Source organism: Streptomyces sp. BoleA5, from assembly GCF_000373665.1.
In the GTDB taxonomy this organism is placed as follows: domain Bacteria; phylum Actinomycetota; class Actinomycetes; order Streptomycetales; family Streptomycetaceae; genus Actinacidiphila.
In genome coordinates, this window is sequence record NZ_KB892090.1 from 719,030 (window position 1) to 734,208 (window position 15,179).

The 15,179-nt window shown below is 73.8% G+C and carries 19 protein-coding genes; 13 read left to right on the forward strand and 6 right to left on the reverse strand.

Annotation, left to right across the window (positions count from 1 at the left end; genetic code table 11):
* Positions 1-78 precede the first annotated feature (78 nt).
* Positions 79-249: a hypothetical protein gene (locus B085_RS49075; protein ID WP_018557151.1), complete on the reverse strand. Its 171-nt coding sequence runs from the start codon at positions 247-249 to the stop codon at positions 79-81.
* Between the two features lie 204 nt (positions 250-453).
* Here B085_RS49075 and B085_RS0103385 point away from each other — a divergent pair, with 204 nt between their 5' ends.
* The 5 genes from B085_RS0103385 to B085_RS0103405 all read left to right on the forward strand — a co-directional run bounded on the left by B085_RS0103385 (position 454) and on the right by B085_RS0103405 (position 4,396).
* A complete protein-coding gene (locus B085_RS0103385; protein ID WP_018557152.1) occupies positions 454-1,701 on the forward strand; it encodes an NYN domain-containing protein in 1,248 nt (415 codons plus the stop codon).
* A 61-nt stretch (positions 1,702-1,762) separates the two neighbouring features.
* Positions 1,763-2,776, forward strand: a complete 1,014-nt coding sequence (locus B085_RS0103390) for an ABC transporter ATP-binding protein (RefSeq protein WP_018557153.1) — start codon at positions 1,763-1,765, stop codon at positions 2,774-2,776.
* Positions 2,773-2,895 carry a hypothetical protein gene (locus B085_RS51365; protein ID WP_018557154.1) on the forward strand — a complete coding sequence of 41 codons (123 nt, stop codon included), beginning with the start codon at positions 2,773-2,775 and terminating at the stop codon, positions 2,893-2,895. Before B085_RS0103390 ends, B085_RS51365 begins: the two co-directional genes overlap by 4 nt.
* Positions 2,892-3,722: an ABC transporter permease gene (locus B085_RS0103400; RefSeq protein WP_018557155.1), complete on the forward strand. Its 831-nt coding sequence runs from the start codon at positions 2,892-2,894 to the stop codon at positions 3,720-3,722. Before B085_RS51365 ends, B085_RS0103400 begins: the two co-directional genes overlap by 4 nt.
* 65 nt (positions 3,723-3,787) lie before the next feature.
* Positions 3,788-4,396, forward strand: coding sequence for an ABC transporter permease (locus B085_RS0103405; protein WP_078619723.1), 609 nt, complete (start codon positions 3,788-3,790; stop codon positions 4,394-4,396).
* Positions 4,397-4,552: 156 nt separating this feature from the next.
* Here the strand turns inward: B085_RS0103405 and ybaK are convergent, their stop codons facing one another.
* From ybaK to B085_RS0103420, 3 genes are all read right to left on the reverse strand, one after another.
* Entirely contained in the window at positions 4,553-5,053 is a 501-nt protein-coding gene (gene ybaK / locus B085_RS0103410) for a Cys-tRNA(Pro) deacylase (RefSeq protein ID WP_018557157.1), read from the reverse strand.
* Positions 5,054-5,070: 17 nt separating this feature from the next.
* Positions 5,071-5,778 (reverse strand): LON peptidase substrate-binding domain-containing protein, encoded by a 708-nt coding sequence (locus B085_RS0103415; RefSeq protein WP_026250632.1) that lies wholly within the window; start codon positions 5,776-5,778, stop codon positions 5,071-5,073.
* Positions 5,779-5,936: 158 nt separating this feature from the next.
* Positions 5,937-7,508, reverse strand: coding sequence for a hypothetical protein (locus B085_RS0103420; RefSeq protein ID WP_018557159.1), 1,572 nt, complete (start codon positions 7,506-7,508; stop codon positions 5,937-5,939).
* Positions 7,509-7,665: 157 nt separating this feature from the next.
* Here B085_RS0103420 and hisD point away from each other — a divergent pair, with 157 nt between their 5' ends.
* Genes hisD through hisF form a run of 8 tightly spaced genes read left to right on the forward strand, consistent with a single transcriptional unit; the run spans position 7,666 to position 13,420 of the window.
* Positions 7,666-8,988 carry a histidinol dehydrogenase gene (gene hisD, locus B085_RS0103425; protein ID WP_018557160.1) on the forward strand — a complete coding sequence of 441 codons (1,323 nt, stop codon included), beginning with the start codon at positions 7,666-7,668 and terminating at the stop codon, positions 8,986-8,988.
* Entirely contained in the window at positions 8,985-10,085 is a 1,101-nt protein-coding gene (locus B085_RS0103430) for a histidinol-phosphate transaminase (protein WP_018557161.1), read from the forward strand. Before hisD ends, B085_RS0103430 begins: the two co-directional genes overlap by 4 nt.
* A 4-nt stretch (positions 10,086-10,089) precedes the next feature.
* A complete protein-coding gene (hisB, locus tag B085_RS0103435) occupies positions 10,090-10,683 on the forward strand; it encodes an imidazoleglycerol-phosphate dehydratase HisB (protein WP_018557162.1) in 594 nt (197 codons plus the stop codon).
* A complete protein-coding gene (locus B085_RS49895; protein ID WP_018557163.1) occupies positions 10,683-10,835 on the forward strand; it encodes a hypothetical protein in 153 nt (50 codons plus the stop codon). Before hisB ends, B085_RS49895 begins: the two co-directional genes overlap by 1 nt.
* Before the next feature lie 12 nt (positions 10,836-10,847).
* Positions 10,848-11,498, forward strand: coding sequence for an imidazole glycerol phosphate synthase subunit HisH (gene hisH, locus B085_RS0103445; RefSeq protein WP_018557164.1), 651 nt, complete (start codon positions 10,848-10,850; stop codon positions 11,496-11,498).
* 13 nt (positions 11,499-11,511) lie between these two features.
* Positions 11,512-12,246 (forward strand): bifunctional 1-(5-phosphoribosyl)-5-((5-phosphoribosylamino)methylideneamino)imidazole-4-carboxamide isomerase/phosphoribosylanthranilate isomerase PriA, encoded by a 735-nt coding sequence (priA, locus tag B085_RS0103450; protein WP_018557165.1) that lies wholly within the window; start codon positions 11,512-11,514, stop codon positions 12,244-12,246.
* Positions 12,243-12,659, forward strand: a complete 417-nt coding sequence (locus B085_RS0103455) for a RidA family protein (protein WP_018557166.1) — start codon at positions 12,243-12,245, stop codon at positions 12,657-12,659. Before priA ends, B085_RS0103455 begins: the two co-directional genes overlap by 4 nt.
* Positions 12,656-13,420 (forward strand): imidazole glycerol phosphate synthase subunit HisF, encoded by a 765-nt coding sequence (gene hisF, locus B085_RS0103460; protein WP_018557167.1) that lies wholly within the window; start codon positions 12,656-12,658, stop codon positions 13,418-13,420. Before B085_RS0103455 ends, hisF begins: the two co-directional genes overlap by 4 nt.
* Before the next feature lie 27 nt (positions 13,421-13,447).
* Here hisF and B085_RS0103465 read toward each other — a convergent pair whose 3' ends face one another.
* Positions 13,448-14,635: an MFS transporter gene (locus B085_RS0103465; protein ID WP_018557168.1), complete on the reverse strand. Its 1,188-nt coding sequence runs from the start codon at positions 14,633-14,635 to the stop codon at positions 13,448-13,450.
* Positions 14,636-14,638: 3 nt separating this feature from the next.
* Complete coding sequence (locus B085_RS0103470; protein WP_078619724.1) at positions 14,639-15,142, reverse strand: NUDIX hydrolase; 504 nt, start codon at positions 15,140-15,142, stop codon at positions 14,639-14,641.
* Positions 15,143-15,179 lie beyond the last annotated feature (37 nt).

Below are 15,179 nucleotides of genomic sequence, written 5' to 3' on the forward strand. Positions count from 1 at the left end.
GGCGCGCGGAAGCGACGAGGGTGGCACCCCTTCCGGAAGGGGTGCCACCCTCGATCATGAGCGACCGGCGCCTGCGCGCTAGTTGTGGCCGAACTTCTTCTGCCGCTTCTGCGACACGTGCGGTTCGGCGCCCGGGACCGTCATCACCGGCTCGCGTCCGCCTGCGCTCTTCGCGTGCTCCTCGGTGGTCGCGGCGCCGCGGTCGTGCTGCTGGCCGGTACGTTCGCCCCGGTTCTTGTTCTTGCCCACGATTCCTCCTTGGGGGAAATCTCGGATGATGGGCCGCACTCAGGCTTGCACGGGAGTACGAAGGTCGCATTTCGGGCAGTTGCAGAGTGTGGCGCGCCGGTGATCGCGTAACCGGTCACAACGCCCCCGTGTTCGGGCAGACTCGGGGCAGCAGTGTTACCGGGGGGTCGGACGGCAGGACTTTCGGAGAAGAGGGTGAGACCGATGGACCGCTGCGTCGTCCTCGTGGACGCCGGCTACCTGCTCGGAGCCGCCGCGAGCCTCCTCGCCGGAGAGCCCTCCCGGTCCCGGATCACCGTCGACCACTCCGAGATCGTCGCGGGTCTGCGGGAGCGCGCCGAGAAGGAGACCGGGCAGCCGCTGCTGCGGATCTACTGGTTCGACGGCGCCCCCGACCGCGTACCGCAGCCGGAGCACCGCAGGCTGCGCGTGATGCCCCGCGTGACGGTCCGCCTCGGGGCGCTGACCCGCACCGACGGACGCTGGGCGCAGAAGGGCGTCGACGCGGCGATGCACGCCGAGCTGTCCGAGCTGGCCCGCAACCGCGCGTGTTCCGACGTCGTCCTGGTCACCGGCGACGGCGACCTCCTGCCCGGCATGATGTCGGCGAAGGAGCACGGCGTCGCCGTCCATCTGTGGGCCGTGCAGGCCGCGGACGGCGACTTCAACCAGTCCGAGGACCTGGTCGCCGAGGCCGACGAACGGCGCGTCCTGGACCGGGAGTGGATCACCCGGGCCATCCACGTACGGGAGCCCGCAGGCGTCTGCGCACCGCTCACCCCGCGCCCCGAGATCGCCGCGATCCTCTCCGCACCGCTGCCCGAGACCGCCCAGGGCGCCGAGTCGCAGCCCGCGGCCGACCAGCCCGCGGAGCCGGCCGCCGCCGCGCCCCAGGTCGTCACCGCCGAGCGCAACGGCACCCGCCCGAGTCCCGCCGCACCCGCCGCCACCGCCGGCCGCGGTCTGGTGCCCACCCCGAAGGACGTCGCCGGCATCGTCCACCGCGGGCACTCCTCCCCGCACCCCGCGTCCCCGGCGGCCGCCGGCGCCACCCTGCGCTGGTCCTCCGACCGCGGGCTGGTCGGCGGCGCCGAGGGTGCCGACGCGACCCTGCCCACGCTGGCCCAGCTCACCAGCGCCGAACAGCGCTGGGCGGACCGCGAGGAGGACATCACGGCCGTCAGCGGCGACCCGTACGAGGTCGGCCAGGTCTTCGCCGGCCGCTGGATCGGCCGGCTCGCCGACGCGACCCACCTCCAGGTGCTCTCCGCCGAGTACCCCCGCGTCCCGCACCGCATCGACGGCGAGCTGCTGCGCTACGCCGCCCGGTTCGGGCTGCTGGCCCACAAGGACGACCAGATCGACGAGCACGACCGCTACGCCATCCGGGCGGGCTTCTGGCGGGAGATCGACGCCCGCGCCGTCGTCGCGAGGGCCTCTCCGGGCGAGTGAGCGCGCCCGGATCCGACCCTGCGGCATGTCCCGGCCGGGATGCAGCGTAGGCTCGGTCCTCGTGAGTACGGGCACGGAACAGGACGCCACCGCGCGGACGGCGGTGGTGGTGACCGTGCGCGGGCTGGTGAAGAGCTATCCGGCCGGGCGGGGCCGGCGCGGCGCCGCGAGCCCCCCGGTACGCGCCAACGACGGCATCGACCTGGACATCCGGGGCGGTGAGATCTTCGGGCTGCTCGGCCCCAACGGTGCCGGGAAGACCACCCTCGTACGCCAGTTGACGGGGCTGCTGCGTCCCGACGCGGGCAGCGTCGAACTGCTCGGCCACGACATCGTCCGGCACCCGGAGCGCGCGGCACGGCTGGTGGGCTACCTCGGCCAGGAGTCGAGCGCGCTGGACGAACTGACCGTGGCCCTGGCCGCCGAGACCACCGGACGGCTGCGCGGCCTCGACCTCAGGGCCGCGCGCGCCGAGCGGGACGCCGTCCTGGAGGAACTGGAACTGACCGCCCTCGCCTCACGGCCGCTGAAGCGGCTGTCGGGCGGGGAGCGGCGGCTGGCCTGCTTCGCCGCCGCCCTGGTGGGCGAACGGCCCGTGCTCGTACTGGACGAGCCGACCACCGCCATGGACCCGGTCGCCCGGCGCGCGGTCTGGGCGGCGGTCGACCGGCGGCGCGCCGAACGCGGCACCACGGTGCTGCTCGTCACCCACAACGTGATCGAGGCGGAGACCGTGCTCGACCGCGTCGCGGTCATCGACGAGGGCCGGGTCATCGCCTGCGACACCCCGGCCGGGCTCAAGGCGCTCGTCGCCGACGAGGTACGGCTGGACCTGGTGTGGCGGGACGAGCCCCCGCTGGCCGTGCCCGGCGTGGCGGCGCTGCGCGAGACGGCCCGTGTCACCGGACGCCGCTGGACGCTGCGGCTGCCCCAGCAGCGGGCCCGTGCCGTGGTCGCGGAGCTGACCGGCGGGCCGGCCTTCACCGCGCTCGACGATTTCACCCTGACGGCGCCGAGCCTGGAGGATGTCTACCTGGCGCTCGGCGGTCGGAGGAAGGGACTGGTCAAGGCGTGAACGGTGGCAACGGCGGAGACCTGACCCCGGACCCGGACCGGAACACGGACCGGAACGTGGATCTGGACACGGATCTGGACGGGGCGCACGGCACGGCGCGGTGGGGCGGCGCGGAGTGACGATCATCTCCGCGGGCGCGGACACCCGTACGGCTGCACCGGCGGCGCCCTCCGCCCCCCTGGGGGCGGAGGCCGCGACGCTGGCCCCGCGCGCCCGGCTGCTGCCGGCGATGGCCGCGGTGTACCGGGCGCAGATGTCCCGGGCGAAGGTCGCCCGGATCCCGCTGCTGTTCGTGGCGACCTTCCAGTCGGTCGGCATCATGATCATGATGAGGGGCGTCGTCGACGGCGGCCCGGCCGCACGCGCGGTGGTCGCCGGATCGAGCGTGCTGGTCGTCGCCTTCGTGGCGCTCAACCTGCTGGCCCAGTACTTCGGGCAGCTGCGCGCCTCCGGCGGGCTCGACCACTACGCGACCCTTCCGGTGCCCCCGGCCGCCGTGGTGCTGGGCGCGGCCGGCGCGTACGCCTCCTTCACCGTGCCCGGGACGCTCGTGACGGCGGGCATCGGCTGCGCGCTGTTCCAGCTGCCCTTCGCGAACCTGTGGATCCTCGCCGCGGTCATCCCGCTGGCGGGGGCCGCGCTGTCCGGGCTGGGGGCGGCGCTCGGGCTGCTCGCGCCGCGCCAGGAGCTGGCCACCCTGGCCGGCCAGCTCGGCATGTCCGCCGCGCTGCTGCTGGGCGTGCTGCCGGCCGGCAACCTGCCCGAGCCCATCCGCTACGTACGGGATCTGCTGCCCTCCACCTACGGTGTGGAGGCCCTCATCCGCAGCTTCGACGACCGCCCCGACTGGCTGGCGGTCACCGCCGACCTGTCGGTGTGCGCGGCCGTGGGCCTGGTGTCGCTGGCGGCGGCCACCTGGGCCTACCGGCGTGCCGCCTGCCGGTGACCGCCGGGTGGCGGCGGTGAGGTGCCGGTGACGCGGGCCACGGACGGACCTGGCACGATGGCAGGGTGACCGCACCCCTGACCCCTCACGACCAATGGCCGCCCGCGCCGCTGCCGCCGTTCCCGGAGCAGGAGAGCCGCATGGACCCCGTCCGGGAGCTCAAGAGCGGCGCACTGACCGCGGTGCTCGTGGCCGTGGCGGGTGTGGTCCTGGGCCTGCTGTGGCTGTGGCTGGCGCCGCGGATCCCGCTGGTCTCCGACGGCAAGGCGGTCTACCTCAAGGACACCGAGGGGGAGCAGGCGATCGGCGCCGACGGCACCTTCGTGCTGCTCGGGCTCGGTATCGGGGTGCTGACCGGGGCGGTCGTCTTCTGGCGGAGCCGGCGCGGCGGCGTCGGAGTGGTCCTCGGCATGGCCGCGGGCGCCGTACTGGGCTCCGTGCTGGCCTGGCGGCTGGGCACCTGGCTCGGCCCCACCAGCGACCTGATCGCGCACGCCAGGGCGGTCGGCGCGAAAAAGGTGTTCGACGGCCCCCTCGAACTGCAGGCCAAGGGCGCGCTCCTGGCCTGGCCCATAGGGGCCGTCCTCACCCATCTGCTGCTCACCACGGGCTTCGGCCCGCGCGACGAGCAGCCCCCCGCCGTGGAATGGAAGCCGCCGCCCCCGGGCGTCTGACGCGGGGCCCGGAGGTCACGCCGGGCGCCTGCCGTGGTTGGCCCTGCGCTTCTTGATCCGCCACCTGCGCTTGCGGGTGCGCTTGGACATCGGGCCTCCCCTGAGCCGGGTGCGCTTCCGGGCAGAGTGCGCCCTTAAGGCTGCGCCGTCCAGGGGTCAGGCGCGTCCGATCGGTGCGACGACCGCGTCCGTGAGCCGCACCAGGTCCTGCGGAGACAGCTCGACCTCCAGGCCGCGCTTGCCGGCAGAGACGAAGACCGTGGCGTGCTCAAGCGCCGACGCGTCCACCACCGTGCGCAGCCGCTTGCGCTGCCCCAGCGGGGAGATGCCGCCCCTGACGTAGCCGGTGGTCCGCTCGGCGGCGGCCGGGTCCGCCATGCCGGCGCGTTTCCCGCCGGCCGCGGAGGCCAGCGCCTTCAGGTCCAGCGAGCCCGCGACGGGGACGACGGCGACGGTCAGCGCCCCGTCCACGTCGGCGACGAGGGTCTTGAACACCCGGTCGGGGGAGGTGCCCAGCGCCTGTGCGGCCTCCTCCCCGTAGCCGAGCTCCGAGGCGGGGTCGTGGGCGTACGCGTGCACGGTGAAGGCGGCGTTCGCCTTCTCCAGGGCGACGGTGGCGGGCGTGCCGCCGGAGGATGACTGCTTCTTCTTGACCATGGCGCTGCGAGGATACGTCAGTTGGGGCTCGGCACCTGCCGCGTCAAGTCCACGGCGGGCAGGGCGCCCAGCTTGTCGATGACGGCCGCCTCGCGGCGCAGCAGCCGCAGTTCCTCCTCCAGCCGGGCCGCCGTGTCCGGCGCCTCCAGCAGGGCCTGCTTCGCCGGGGTCCCGGCGACGGTCGCGGCCGCCACCAGGTACGACAGCACGGTCGGGTCGTCCGGCAGTTCCTGGCTGCCCGCCAGGCTCCGCTCCCGTGCCCCGGCCAGCCGCTTCTGGTAGGTGCGGAACGCCCGCGCCACGTCGGCCGCCAGCGCCCCCGAGCCGGTGCCGGGTTCCTCCGCGACCTCCTCGACCTCACCGGTCAGATAGGGCCCCGAGGCGTCCACCGACAGCAGCCTGAAGCGCGTCGTGCCGGTCGCCACGACGTCGAAGCCGCCGTCCTCGCGCTCCCCGATCGTCGCCGCGTCCGCGGTGCACCCCAGTGCGTACAGCGCCCCGGACAGGTCCGCCGCGTATCCGGCCGCCGCCTCCTCGGCACCCGCGGGGGCGACCTCGTGGCCGTCGCGGATCGCCACGACGCCGAACCTGCGCGGTGCGTCCTCGGGCAGGGCGAGCAGGTCGCGGAAGAGCGCGCGGTAGCGCTCCTCGAAGACGTTCAGCGGCAGCACGAGCCCCGGGAAGAGGACGGAGCCGAGCGGGAAGAGCGGAAGACGAGCGGTCACGGTCAGCAAGCCTAGGGCCTGTGACGCCGACCCCCATCGTCGCCCTCGTCCCGCCCCGTCCGTTTTCGCCCCGAACGGGCCGTCCGCGCCCGGAGCGCGCCCCCTCGGCGAGGACCTCGGCGGGCCTCGGCGGGCCTCGGCGGGCCTCGGCCGGGGCCTCAGCCGCGGCGGAGGAGGCGGGAGGCGCCCGCGGCGACGGTGGTGGCGAGGATCCAGCCGAGCATGGTGAGGACGGCGGCGGCCCACTGGGCGCTGCCACCGAGGCGCCAGGCGTTGTCCTGGCCGAGGTTGATGACCGGGAGGAGCAGGTCGAGGGCGAAGAGGGAGGGGCTCCAGTGGGGGAAGGCGCCGCCGTCGACGGGACGCGGCTCGCCGTGGACGTTGAAGAACACCGCGCCGAAGGCCCAGAGCAGCGCCATCCAGATGGCGGCCCGGCCCGGGCGGTAGCCGTAGCCCACGGTCACGTCCTGCAGGTAGCCCCACAGCTTGCCCGCGAGCGGGAGGGTCTCGCGGCGCCTGCGGTGCTTGGCCAGCAGCACCTCGCGGGCGTCGGCGTCCTCGCCGCTCGCGCGCAGGGCGGCCGACAGGTGCTCGTACGGCTCGGGGCTGTACTCCGGGGTGGCCGCGGCCAGCCAGGCGATCCGGGCGCGCAGCGGGAAGGCGCCCTCGGGGCTGAGCGAGCCATAGGCGAAGCCGGTCAGGTCGAGGCCGCCGGCCTCGGGCCAGCAGGTGCGGCTGTCCGTGAGGTTGCCCACGCGCGCTCCGGCCAGCGAGATCGTCCCGGTCGGCGGCTGGTCCAGGGTGAGCCGCAGCTCGGGTGTCTGGATCCGGCGCAGCGACAGCTGCTGCCCCCCGGTGAGCCGGAACCGCGCCTGGTGGATGATCACCGCGTTGCCGAACCGGCCGTCGTCCAGCCGCACCCCGCCGTCCGAGCTGAAGCGCCGGGTGCGCACACCCAGCGGCGGGGTGCCGCTGCCGGAGCCGCCGGTGCCGACGTAGCCCGCGCTCAGGTAGAGGGTGTGCTCGACGGTGACGCGGGCCGCGTTGAGGGCGTAGCGCCCGTACGGATTGTGCAGCCGGCTGCCGCGCAGGCTGAGGCGGCCTCCGATGCGGGCGCTGCGCAGGCTGATCTCGCCGGTCGCCTCGATCAGTTCGGCCTCGACGTCCTGGGCGACGCTCAGCCCGTCGGCCGCCAGCGCCCGGCCGTGCCGGTCCTTGCGCAGGGTGATCTGGTTGAGCAGCAGGTCCGTGCCGATGTGGGCGTCGGTGAGCCGTATCCCGCCCTCGATCGTGCACTGCGGCAGGTGCAGGTCGCCCGAGGTGTGCAGCCGGGCCGCCTCCAGCCGCGGTATGGCGCAGCGCACCATGCGCAGGGTCGTGAAGGTGCACTCCGCGAGCAGCACCTGCTGCTCGAAGCGGCAGTCGTGCAGCTCCACGTACGGCACCACCGTGCCGCCCGAGAGGTTGAGCTGCCCGCTGATCTGGGCCCCGGACAGCTTCACGCACGACACGCGCCCCGAGGCGGCCTGCGGCCCGTCGAGCAGCAGCTTGGCGATCACCTCGGCCCGCACCGTGCGGTCCGGGCCCCAGAAGCGGTCGGCGGCCGGGTCGTCCCGCTCCGGGATGCCGGTGCGCAGGTCGTACAGCTCCCCGCGGCGGAAGGCCTGCCACAGGCCCTGTTCCACGGCGGTCCAGTCGTGCGGCGGCGCGACGTCCGACGGCTCGGTCACCGGTTTCCCTCCCGTGGCTCACAGCGACGACCGAAACGCTATCGGTGGGCACGCCCGCGGGCGACAGGCGGGGGCGATCTTCGGCCTCGACACGGCGGGCGTATCACGGACTGATACCCGGCCGAGCCCGCGGGGGCGGTTCTCTACACTTGGGAGGGTGATCTCCCGAATCGATCTGCGCGGCGACGCCTTCCCGTCGGACGGCGTCGACCGCGACCTGCTGCCCCGAGCCGAGCTCGACGTCGAGGCCGCACTGGAGACGGTGCGCGCGATCTGCGAGGACGTGAAGCATCGTGGCACCGCGGCACTGATCGACTACGCGGAGAAGTTCGACGGCGTCACCATCGACCGGGTACGCGTCCCGGCCGAGGCGCTGACCCGGGCCCTGGAGGAGCTGGACCCGAAGGTGCGGGCCGCGCTGGAGGAGTCGATCCGCCGCGCCCGGCTCGTCCACGGCGAGCAGCGCCGCACCGACCACACCACGCAGGTCGTGCCGGGCGGCACGGTCACCGAGCGCTGGGTGCCGGTCGAGCGGGTCGGTCTGTACGTCCCCGGCGGGCGCTCGGTCTACCCGTCCTCCGTGGTGATGAACGTGGTGCCCGCTCAGGAGGCCAAGGTCGCCTCGATGGCCGTGGCCTCGCCGCCGCAGAAGGAGTTCGGCGGGCTCCCGCACCCGACGATCCTCGCCGCGTGCGCGCTGCTCGGCGTCGACGAGGTGTACGCCGCGGGCGGCGCCCAGGCCGTCGCGATGTTCGCCTACGGCACCGAGGAGTGCCGTCCGGTGAGCATGGTCACCGGCCCCGGCAACATCTGGGTCGCCGCGGCCAAGCGCCTGCTCAAGGGCCGCATCGGCATCGACGCGGAGGCCGGTCCCACCGAGATCGCCGTCCTCGCCGACGCCACCGCCGACCCGGTGCACGTCGCCTCCGACCTGATCAGCCAGGCCGAGCACGACCCGCTGGCCGCCGCCGTCCTGGTCACCGACTCCGTGGACCTCGCCGAGGCGGTGGAGAAGGAACTGGAGCGGCAGATCGCCGCCACCAAGCACGTCGAGGACCGGATCGCGCCCGCGCTGTCCGGCCGCCAGTCCGGCATCGTCCTGGTCGACGGGATCGAGCAGGGCCTGCAGGTGGTGGACGCCTACGCGGCCGAGCACCTGGAGATCCAGACCGCCGACGCCGCCGCCGTCGCCGCCCGGGTGCGCAACGCCGGCGCAATCTTCGTCGGCGCCTACGCCCCGGTCTCGCTCGGCGACTACGCCGCGGGCTCCAACCACGTGCTGCCCACCGGCGGCTGCGCCTGCCACTCCTCGGGCCTGTCCGTGCAGTCCTTCCTGCGCGGCATCCACGTCGTGGACTACAGCCGCGAGGCGCTCGCCGAGATCGCCCCGCACGTGGTGACCCTGGCCGACGCCGAGGACCTGCCCGCGCACGGCGCCGCGGTCCGCGCCCGATTCGATTGGACGGTACCGGGTTCGTGACCGGCATCGACGACCTGCCCATCCGGGACGAACTGCGCGGCAAGTCGCCCTACGGCGCCCCGCAACTCGACGTGCCCGTACGCCTGAACACCAACGAGAACCCGTACCCGCTGCCCGGGCCGCTGGTCGACCGGATCACCGAGCGGGTCCGCGAGGCCGCCCGCGACCTCAACCGCTACCCCGACCGGGACGCGGTGGAGCTCCGCACCGAACTCGCGAAGTACCTGACCCGCACCGCCGGTCACGAGGTGGGCCTCGCCAACGTATGGGCCGCCAACGGCTCCAACGAGGTCATCCAGCAGCTGCTGCAGACCTTCGGCGGCCCCGGGCGCACGGCGATCGGCTTCGAGCCCTCGTACTCCATGCACGGACTGATCTCCCGCGGCACCGGTACCGGCTGGATCGCCGGCCCGCGCCGCGAGGACTTCACCATCGACGTGGCCGCCGCCGAGCGGGTCATCGCCGAGCGGCGGCCGAACGTGGTCTTCGTCACCTCGCCCAACAACCCCACCGGCACCGCCGTCGCCGCCGACACCGTCGTGGCGCTGTACGAGGCCGCCCAGGCCGCCCGGCCCTCCCTGGTGGTGGTCGACGAGGCGTACGGCGAGTTCAGCCACCGCCCGTCCCTGCTGCCGCTGATCGAGGGCCGCCCCAACATGGTGGTCAGCCGCACCATGTCGAAGGCCTTCGGCGCCGCCGGGCTGCGGCTGGGCTACCTCGCCGCCGACCCCGCGGTCGTCGACGCCGTCCAGCTGGTGCGGCTGCCGTACCACCTGTCGGCCGTCACCCAGGCCACCGCGCTGGCCGCCCTGGAGCACACCGATACGCTGCTGGGGTACGTCGAGCAGCTGAAGACCGAGCGGGACCGCATGGTCGGCGAGCTGAGGGCGATCGGCTGCGAGGTCACCGACTCCGACGCCAACTTCGTCCAGTTCGGCCGCTTCGAGGACAGCCACCGCGCCTGGCAGGCGATCCTCGACCGCGGCGTGCTCGTCCGCGACAACGGCGTACCGGGCTGGCTGCGGGTCACCGCGGGCACCCCGGCCGAGAACGACGCGTTCCTCGAAGCGGTACGCGAGCTCAAGAAGGAGCAGTAACCACATGACCCGCGTCGGCCGCGTGGAGCGCACGACCAAGGAGACGTCCGTCGTCGTCGAGCTCGACCTCGACGGCACCGGCAGGACCGAGATCTCCACCGGAGTCGGCTTCTACGACCACATGCTCGACCAGCTCGGCCGCCACGGCCTGTTCGACCTCACGGTCAAGACCGAGGGCGACCTGCACATCGACACCCACCACACCGTCGAGGACACCGCCCTCGCACTGGGCGCCGCCTTCAAGCAGGCGCTCGGCGACAAGGTGGGCATCTACCGCTTCGGCAACTGCACCGTGCCCCTGGACGAGTCCCTCGCCCAGGTCACCGTCGACCTGTCGGGCCGCCCGTACCTGGTGCACACCGAACCCGAGAACATGGCGCCGATGATCGGCTCCTACGACACGACGATGACCCGGCACATCCTGGAGTCCTTCGTCGCCCAGGCGCAGATCGCGCTGCACGTCCACGTGCCGTACGGGCGCAACGCCCACCACATCGTGGAGTGCCAGTTCAAGGCGCTGGCCCGGGCCCTGCGCTACGCCTCCGAGCGCGACCCGCGCGCCGCGGGCATCCTCCCGTCGACGAAGGGCGCCCTCTGATGAGCAAGGCCTCGGTCCTCTTCATCCTGCTCGGCCTGTTCCTGGCCGGCGGGGTGTACTCCTTCTGGAAGCAGAAGCTGCCCAAGGGCGTCGTCGTGCTGCTCGGTATCGGATCCGCCATGTCGCTGGCGGCCGGCCTGCTGCGGCTGTAGGGGGGCCGGCAGATGAGCAAGGCCGCCAAGAAGGTCGTGGTCCTCGACTACGGCTTCGGCAACGTCCGTTCCGCCGAGCGCGCGCTCGCCCGGGTCGGCGCGGACGTCGAGATCACCGCCGACTTCGACAAGGCGATGAACGCCGACGGGCTCCTCGTCCCCGGCGTCGGCGCCTTCGCGGCCTGCATGGCCGGGCTGAAGGCGGTGCGCGGTGAGTGGATCATCGGGCGCCGGCTGTCGGGCGGCAGGCCCGTGATGGGGATCTGCGTCGGCATGCAGATCCTCTTCGAGAAGGGCGTCGAGCACGGCGTCACGACCGAGGGCTGCGACGAGTGGCCCGGCACCGTCGAGCCGCTGCGCGCGCCGGTCGTGCCGCACATGGGCTGGAACACCGTCAAGGCGCCGGAGGACTCACGGCTGTTCGCCGGACTGGACGCCGACGCCCGCTTCTACTTCGTGCACTCCTACGCGGTGCGCACCTGGGAGCTGGAGACCGCCAACCCCACCATCGCGGCCCCGAAGGTCACCTGGGCCACCCACGGCGAGCCCTTCGTCGCCGCGGTGGAGAACGGCCCGCTGTGGGCGACCCAGTTCCACCCCGAGAAGTCCGGCGACGCCGGCGCCCAGCTGCTGGCCAACTGGCTCGACACCTTCAAGGACTAGGACGTACGCCGCCATGAGCACGACGCACCGCCTCGAACTCCTTCCCGCCGTCGACGTCCGCGACGGGCAGGCCGTCCGCCTCGTCCACGGCGAGTCCGGTTCCGAGACGTCCTACGGCGACCCGATGGCCGCCGCGCTGGCCTGGCAGCAGGCGGGTGCCGAGTGGCTGCACCTGGTCGACCTGGACGCCGCGTTCGGCACCGGGGACAACCGCGCGCAGATCGCCGAGGTCGCCCGCTCCATGGACGTCAAGGTCGAGCTGTCCGGCGGCATCCGCGACGACGACACGCTGGCCGCGGCCCTCGCCACCGGCTGCACCCGGGTCAACCTGGGCACCGCCGCCCTGGAGACCCCGGAGTGGGTCGCCAAGGTCATCGCGGAGCATGGCGACCGGATCGCGGTCGGCCTGGACGTCCGCGGCACCACCCTGCGCGGCCGCGGCTGGACCCGCGACGGCGGCGACCTCTACGAGACACTGGCCCGCCTCGACTCCGAGGGCTGCGCACGCTACGTCGTCACCGACATCAACAAGGACGGCACCCTCCAGGGCCCCAACCTGGAGCTGCTGAAGAACGTCTGCGCGGCCACCGACCGGCCGGTCGTCGCCTCCGGCGGCGTCTCCTCCCTCGACGATCTGCGGGCCATCGCCACCCTGGTTCCCGAGGGGGTCGAGGGAGCCATCGTCGGAAAGGCCCTCTACGCCAAGGCGTTCACCCTGGAAGAGGCCCTGGAGGCAGTGTCCCGATGACGGAGACCCCCGAGGTGCGGCGAGTGCAGAGCGACAGCCCCTGGGAGGAGCAGTTCGGATTCGCACGTGCCGTCGCGGCGGGGGACCGCGTCCACGTCGCGGGCACCATGCCGTTCGTCGGCACCGTGCTCCACGGCGAGGGCGACCCGTACGAACAGGCCAGGGTGGCGTTCTCCAACGCCCTGGCGGCGCTGGAGGAGTTCGGCCTGGACGCCGGGTCCGTCGTCCGCGTCCGGATCTACCTCACCCACATCCGCGACATGGACGAGGCCGGGCGGGCGCACAAGGAGTTCTTCGACGCGGCCCGCCCGGCCACCACGATGGTCGTGGTCTCCGGGTTCATGGACCCGCGGGTCCTGGTCGAAGTGGAACTCGAGGCATTCCGAGCATTCCGAGGAGCACGAGAGCAATGACCCTGGCGGTCCGAGTCATCCCCTGCCTGGACGTGGACGGCGGCCGGGTCGTCAAGGGCGTCAACTTCCGGAACCTGCGGGACGCGGGCGACCCCGTCGAGATGGCCAAGCTCTACGACGCCGAGGGCGCCGACGAGCTGACCTTCCTCGACATCACCGCGTCCTCCGGCAACCGCGAGACGACCTACGACGTGGTGCGGCGCACCGCCGAGCAGGTCTTCATCCCGCTCACCGTCGGCGGCGGCGTGCGCTCGGCCGACGACGTCGACAAACTGCTGCGCGCCGGGGCCGACAAGGTCGGCGTCAACACCGCCGCGATCGCCCGGCCCGACCTCCTGCGCGAGATCGCCGAGCGGTTCGGCCGGCAGGTGCTGGTGCTCTCCGTGGACGCCCGCCGCACCGAGGCCGGGACCCCGTCCGGCTTCGAGGTGACCACGCACGGCGGCCGCCAGGGCACCGGCATCGACGCGGTGGAGTGGGCGCACCGCGCGGCCGAGCTCGGCGCCGGCGAGATCCTGCTCAACTCGATGGACGCCGACGGCACGAAGGACGGCTACGACACCGAGATGATCGCCGCCGTCCGCAGGCACGTCACCGTCCCCGTCATCGCCTCGGGCGGCGCGGGCCGGCTCACCGACTTCCCCCCGGCCGTCGCCGCCGGTGCCGACGCCGTCCTGGCCGCCTCCGTCTTCCACTTCGGCGATCTGCGCATCGGCGAGGTCAAGCAGACGCTGCGCGACGCCGGGCACCCGGTGCGCTGACCGATGTGACGGCGGCGGCCGCGCCGGCTAGCCGGCCGCCTGTACGGTGACCCGGCCGCGGGCCAGGACCGGGCGCGCGGCGGCGAGGGTGAGGGCCGAGAGGGTGACGCCGCTCGCGGCACTGACGGCGGCCGTGGGGAGGGAGCCGTCGGCGAGGATCAGGCCGCTGACGGCGGAGCCGCCCGCGATGCCCGTGGTGACGAGGGTGACCAGCCAGGCGAAGGCCTCGGTGACGGTGCCCGCCGGGGCCAGTTCGCCGGTGAGCCGGAAGACCACGGTGAGCAGCGGCGCGAAGAACACCCCGCTGAACAGGGCGACCAGCGCCATCGCCAGCGGTCCGGGGACCAGGGTGAAGGGCCAGAAGGTGAGGGCCATCCCGGCTCCGGTGACGGCCGCCTTGGTGGCCGCGTCCGCCCGCCAGGGCAGGGCCGCGATCAGCAGGGCGCCGATCAGGGCGCCGGTGGAGTTCAGCGCCAGCAGGGTGCCCGCGCCGCCGGGCAGCGGGTGGCGCTCGGCATAGGCGACGGCGAAGACGTTGAACGTGCCCAGGGCCCAGCCGCAGCCGGTCAGCGCGCACAGCAGCACGACCAGGGCCCGACTGCGCAGCGGCCCGAGCCAGTGGACGGAACGGGCGGCGGAGGCCCAGGCGCGCGAGGGCGCGGAGGTCGCGACGAAGAGCGCGCCCACCACCCCGAGGACCGCCGCGGCCACCAGCGCCAGCCGGGCCGGGCCCGCCACGGCCAGGCCGCCGACCAGCAGCGGGCCGCCGATGAAGACCAGTTCCTGCGCGCCCGCGTCCACGGCGTACGCCGATTCCAGTTCGTCCGGCTCGACCAGATCGGGCCACAGCGCCCGCAGGCACGGCTCCAGCGGAGGCGACGCGGCCCCGGCGACGGCCGGGCCCAGTACGGCCACCGCCGTGCTGCCCGGCGCCGCGGCCAGCGCCGCGAAGCCGGCGGCCGACACCAGGGAGGAGAGGACGAGCACGCGCGGCTGCCCCAGCCGGTCCACCCACCGTCCCAAAAGGGGCCCGCCGATCGCCCCGGACACGGCGTAGACGCCGCCGGCGGCGCCGACCAGCCGGTAGTCGGCGCCCGCCGCGCGCAGCGCCAGCGCGATGGCCAGGGCCGCCATGGCGGTCGGCAGCCGTCCGACGAGGGAACCGGACAGCAACCGGCCCACATGGGGCCGGCGGAGCAGCTTCAGGTACGGCACACGTCACCCACGGAGGTCGAGCGCTGCGGCGATCACGTCGTGCACCAGGGTCTCACCAGGTGCCCGGTTCTCCTTCAGCCGTTCGAGGTCTTCGGGGCCGAACCAGCCGTAGGCCGTGTGCTTGCCCGGCTCCAGGCGCGGACGTGCGAGGTCCCCGTCGACGTCGACGACGAAGTCCGCCTCGTGACGCAGGCCTTGGCCGTCGTCGCCCTCCCAGGTGGACACCCCGATCAGCCGCCGCACGGTGCGCAGCCGCCAGCCGGTCTCTTCCTCCACTTCGCGGGCCAGGGCCGCCAGGAGGTTCTCGCCGGGCTCCACATGGCCGCCGACGATGTCCCAGCAGTCCAGGAAGAGCAGGCGGCCGGGGGAGCGGCGCTGGGCGAAGGCCCTGCCGTCCGCGTCGAGGACGACCGCGCCGACGGCCCAGGTCTCGCCCGGGCGCGGCACCGGCACCGCGATCCCCGGCACCTCGACGTCCACTGCCGGCCCACCCTGGTTCGCGTCCATGGCCGCAGAGCGTAGCCGATGCACAGGATTTGTTGCG

Coding starts and splice junctions, on each gene's coding strand:
- B085_RS0103385 (WP_018557152.1), top strand. CDS start 454: ATGGACCGCTGCGTCGTCCTCGTGGACGCCGGCTACCTGCTCGGAGCC.
- ybaK (WP_018557157.1), bottom strand. CDS start 5,053: ATGGTCAAGAAGAAGCAGTCATCCTCCGGCGGCACGCCCGCCACCGTC.
- hisB (WP_018557162.1), top strand. CDS start 10,090: ATGACCCGCGTCGGCCGCGTGGAGCGCACGACCAAGGAGACGTCCGTC.
- B085_RS49895 (WP_018557163.1), top strand. CDS start 10,683: ATGAGCAAGGCCTCGGTCCTCTTCATCCTGCTCGGCCTGTTCCTGGCC.
- hisH (WP_018557164.1), top strand. CDS start 10,848: ATGAGCAAGGCCGCCAAGAAGGTCGTGGTCCTCGACTACGGCTTCGGC.
- priA (WP_018557165.1), top strand. CDS start 11,512: ATGAGCACGACGCACCGCCTCGAACTCCTTCCCGCCGTCGACGTCCGC.
- B085_RS0103455 (WP_018557166.1), top strand. CDS start 12,243: ATGACGGAGACCCCCGAGGTGCGGCGAGTGCAGAGCGACAGCCCCTGG.
- hisF (WP_018557167.1), top strand. CDS start 12,656: ATGACCCTGGCGGTCCGAGTCATCCCCTGCCTGGACGTGGACGGCGGC.
- B085_RS0103470 (WP_078619724.1), bottom strand. CDS start 15,142: ATGGACGCGAACCAGGGTGGGCCGGCAGTGGACGTCGAGGTGCCGGGG.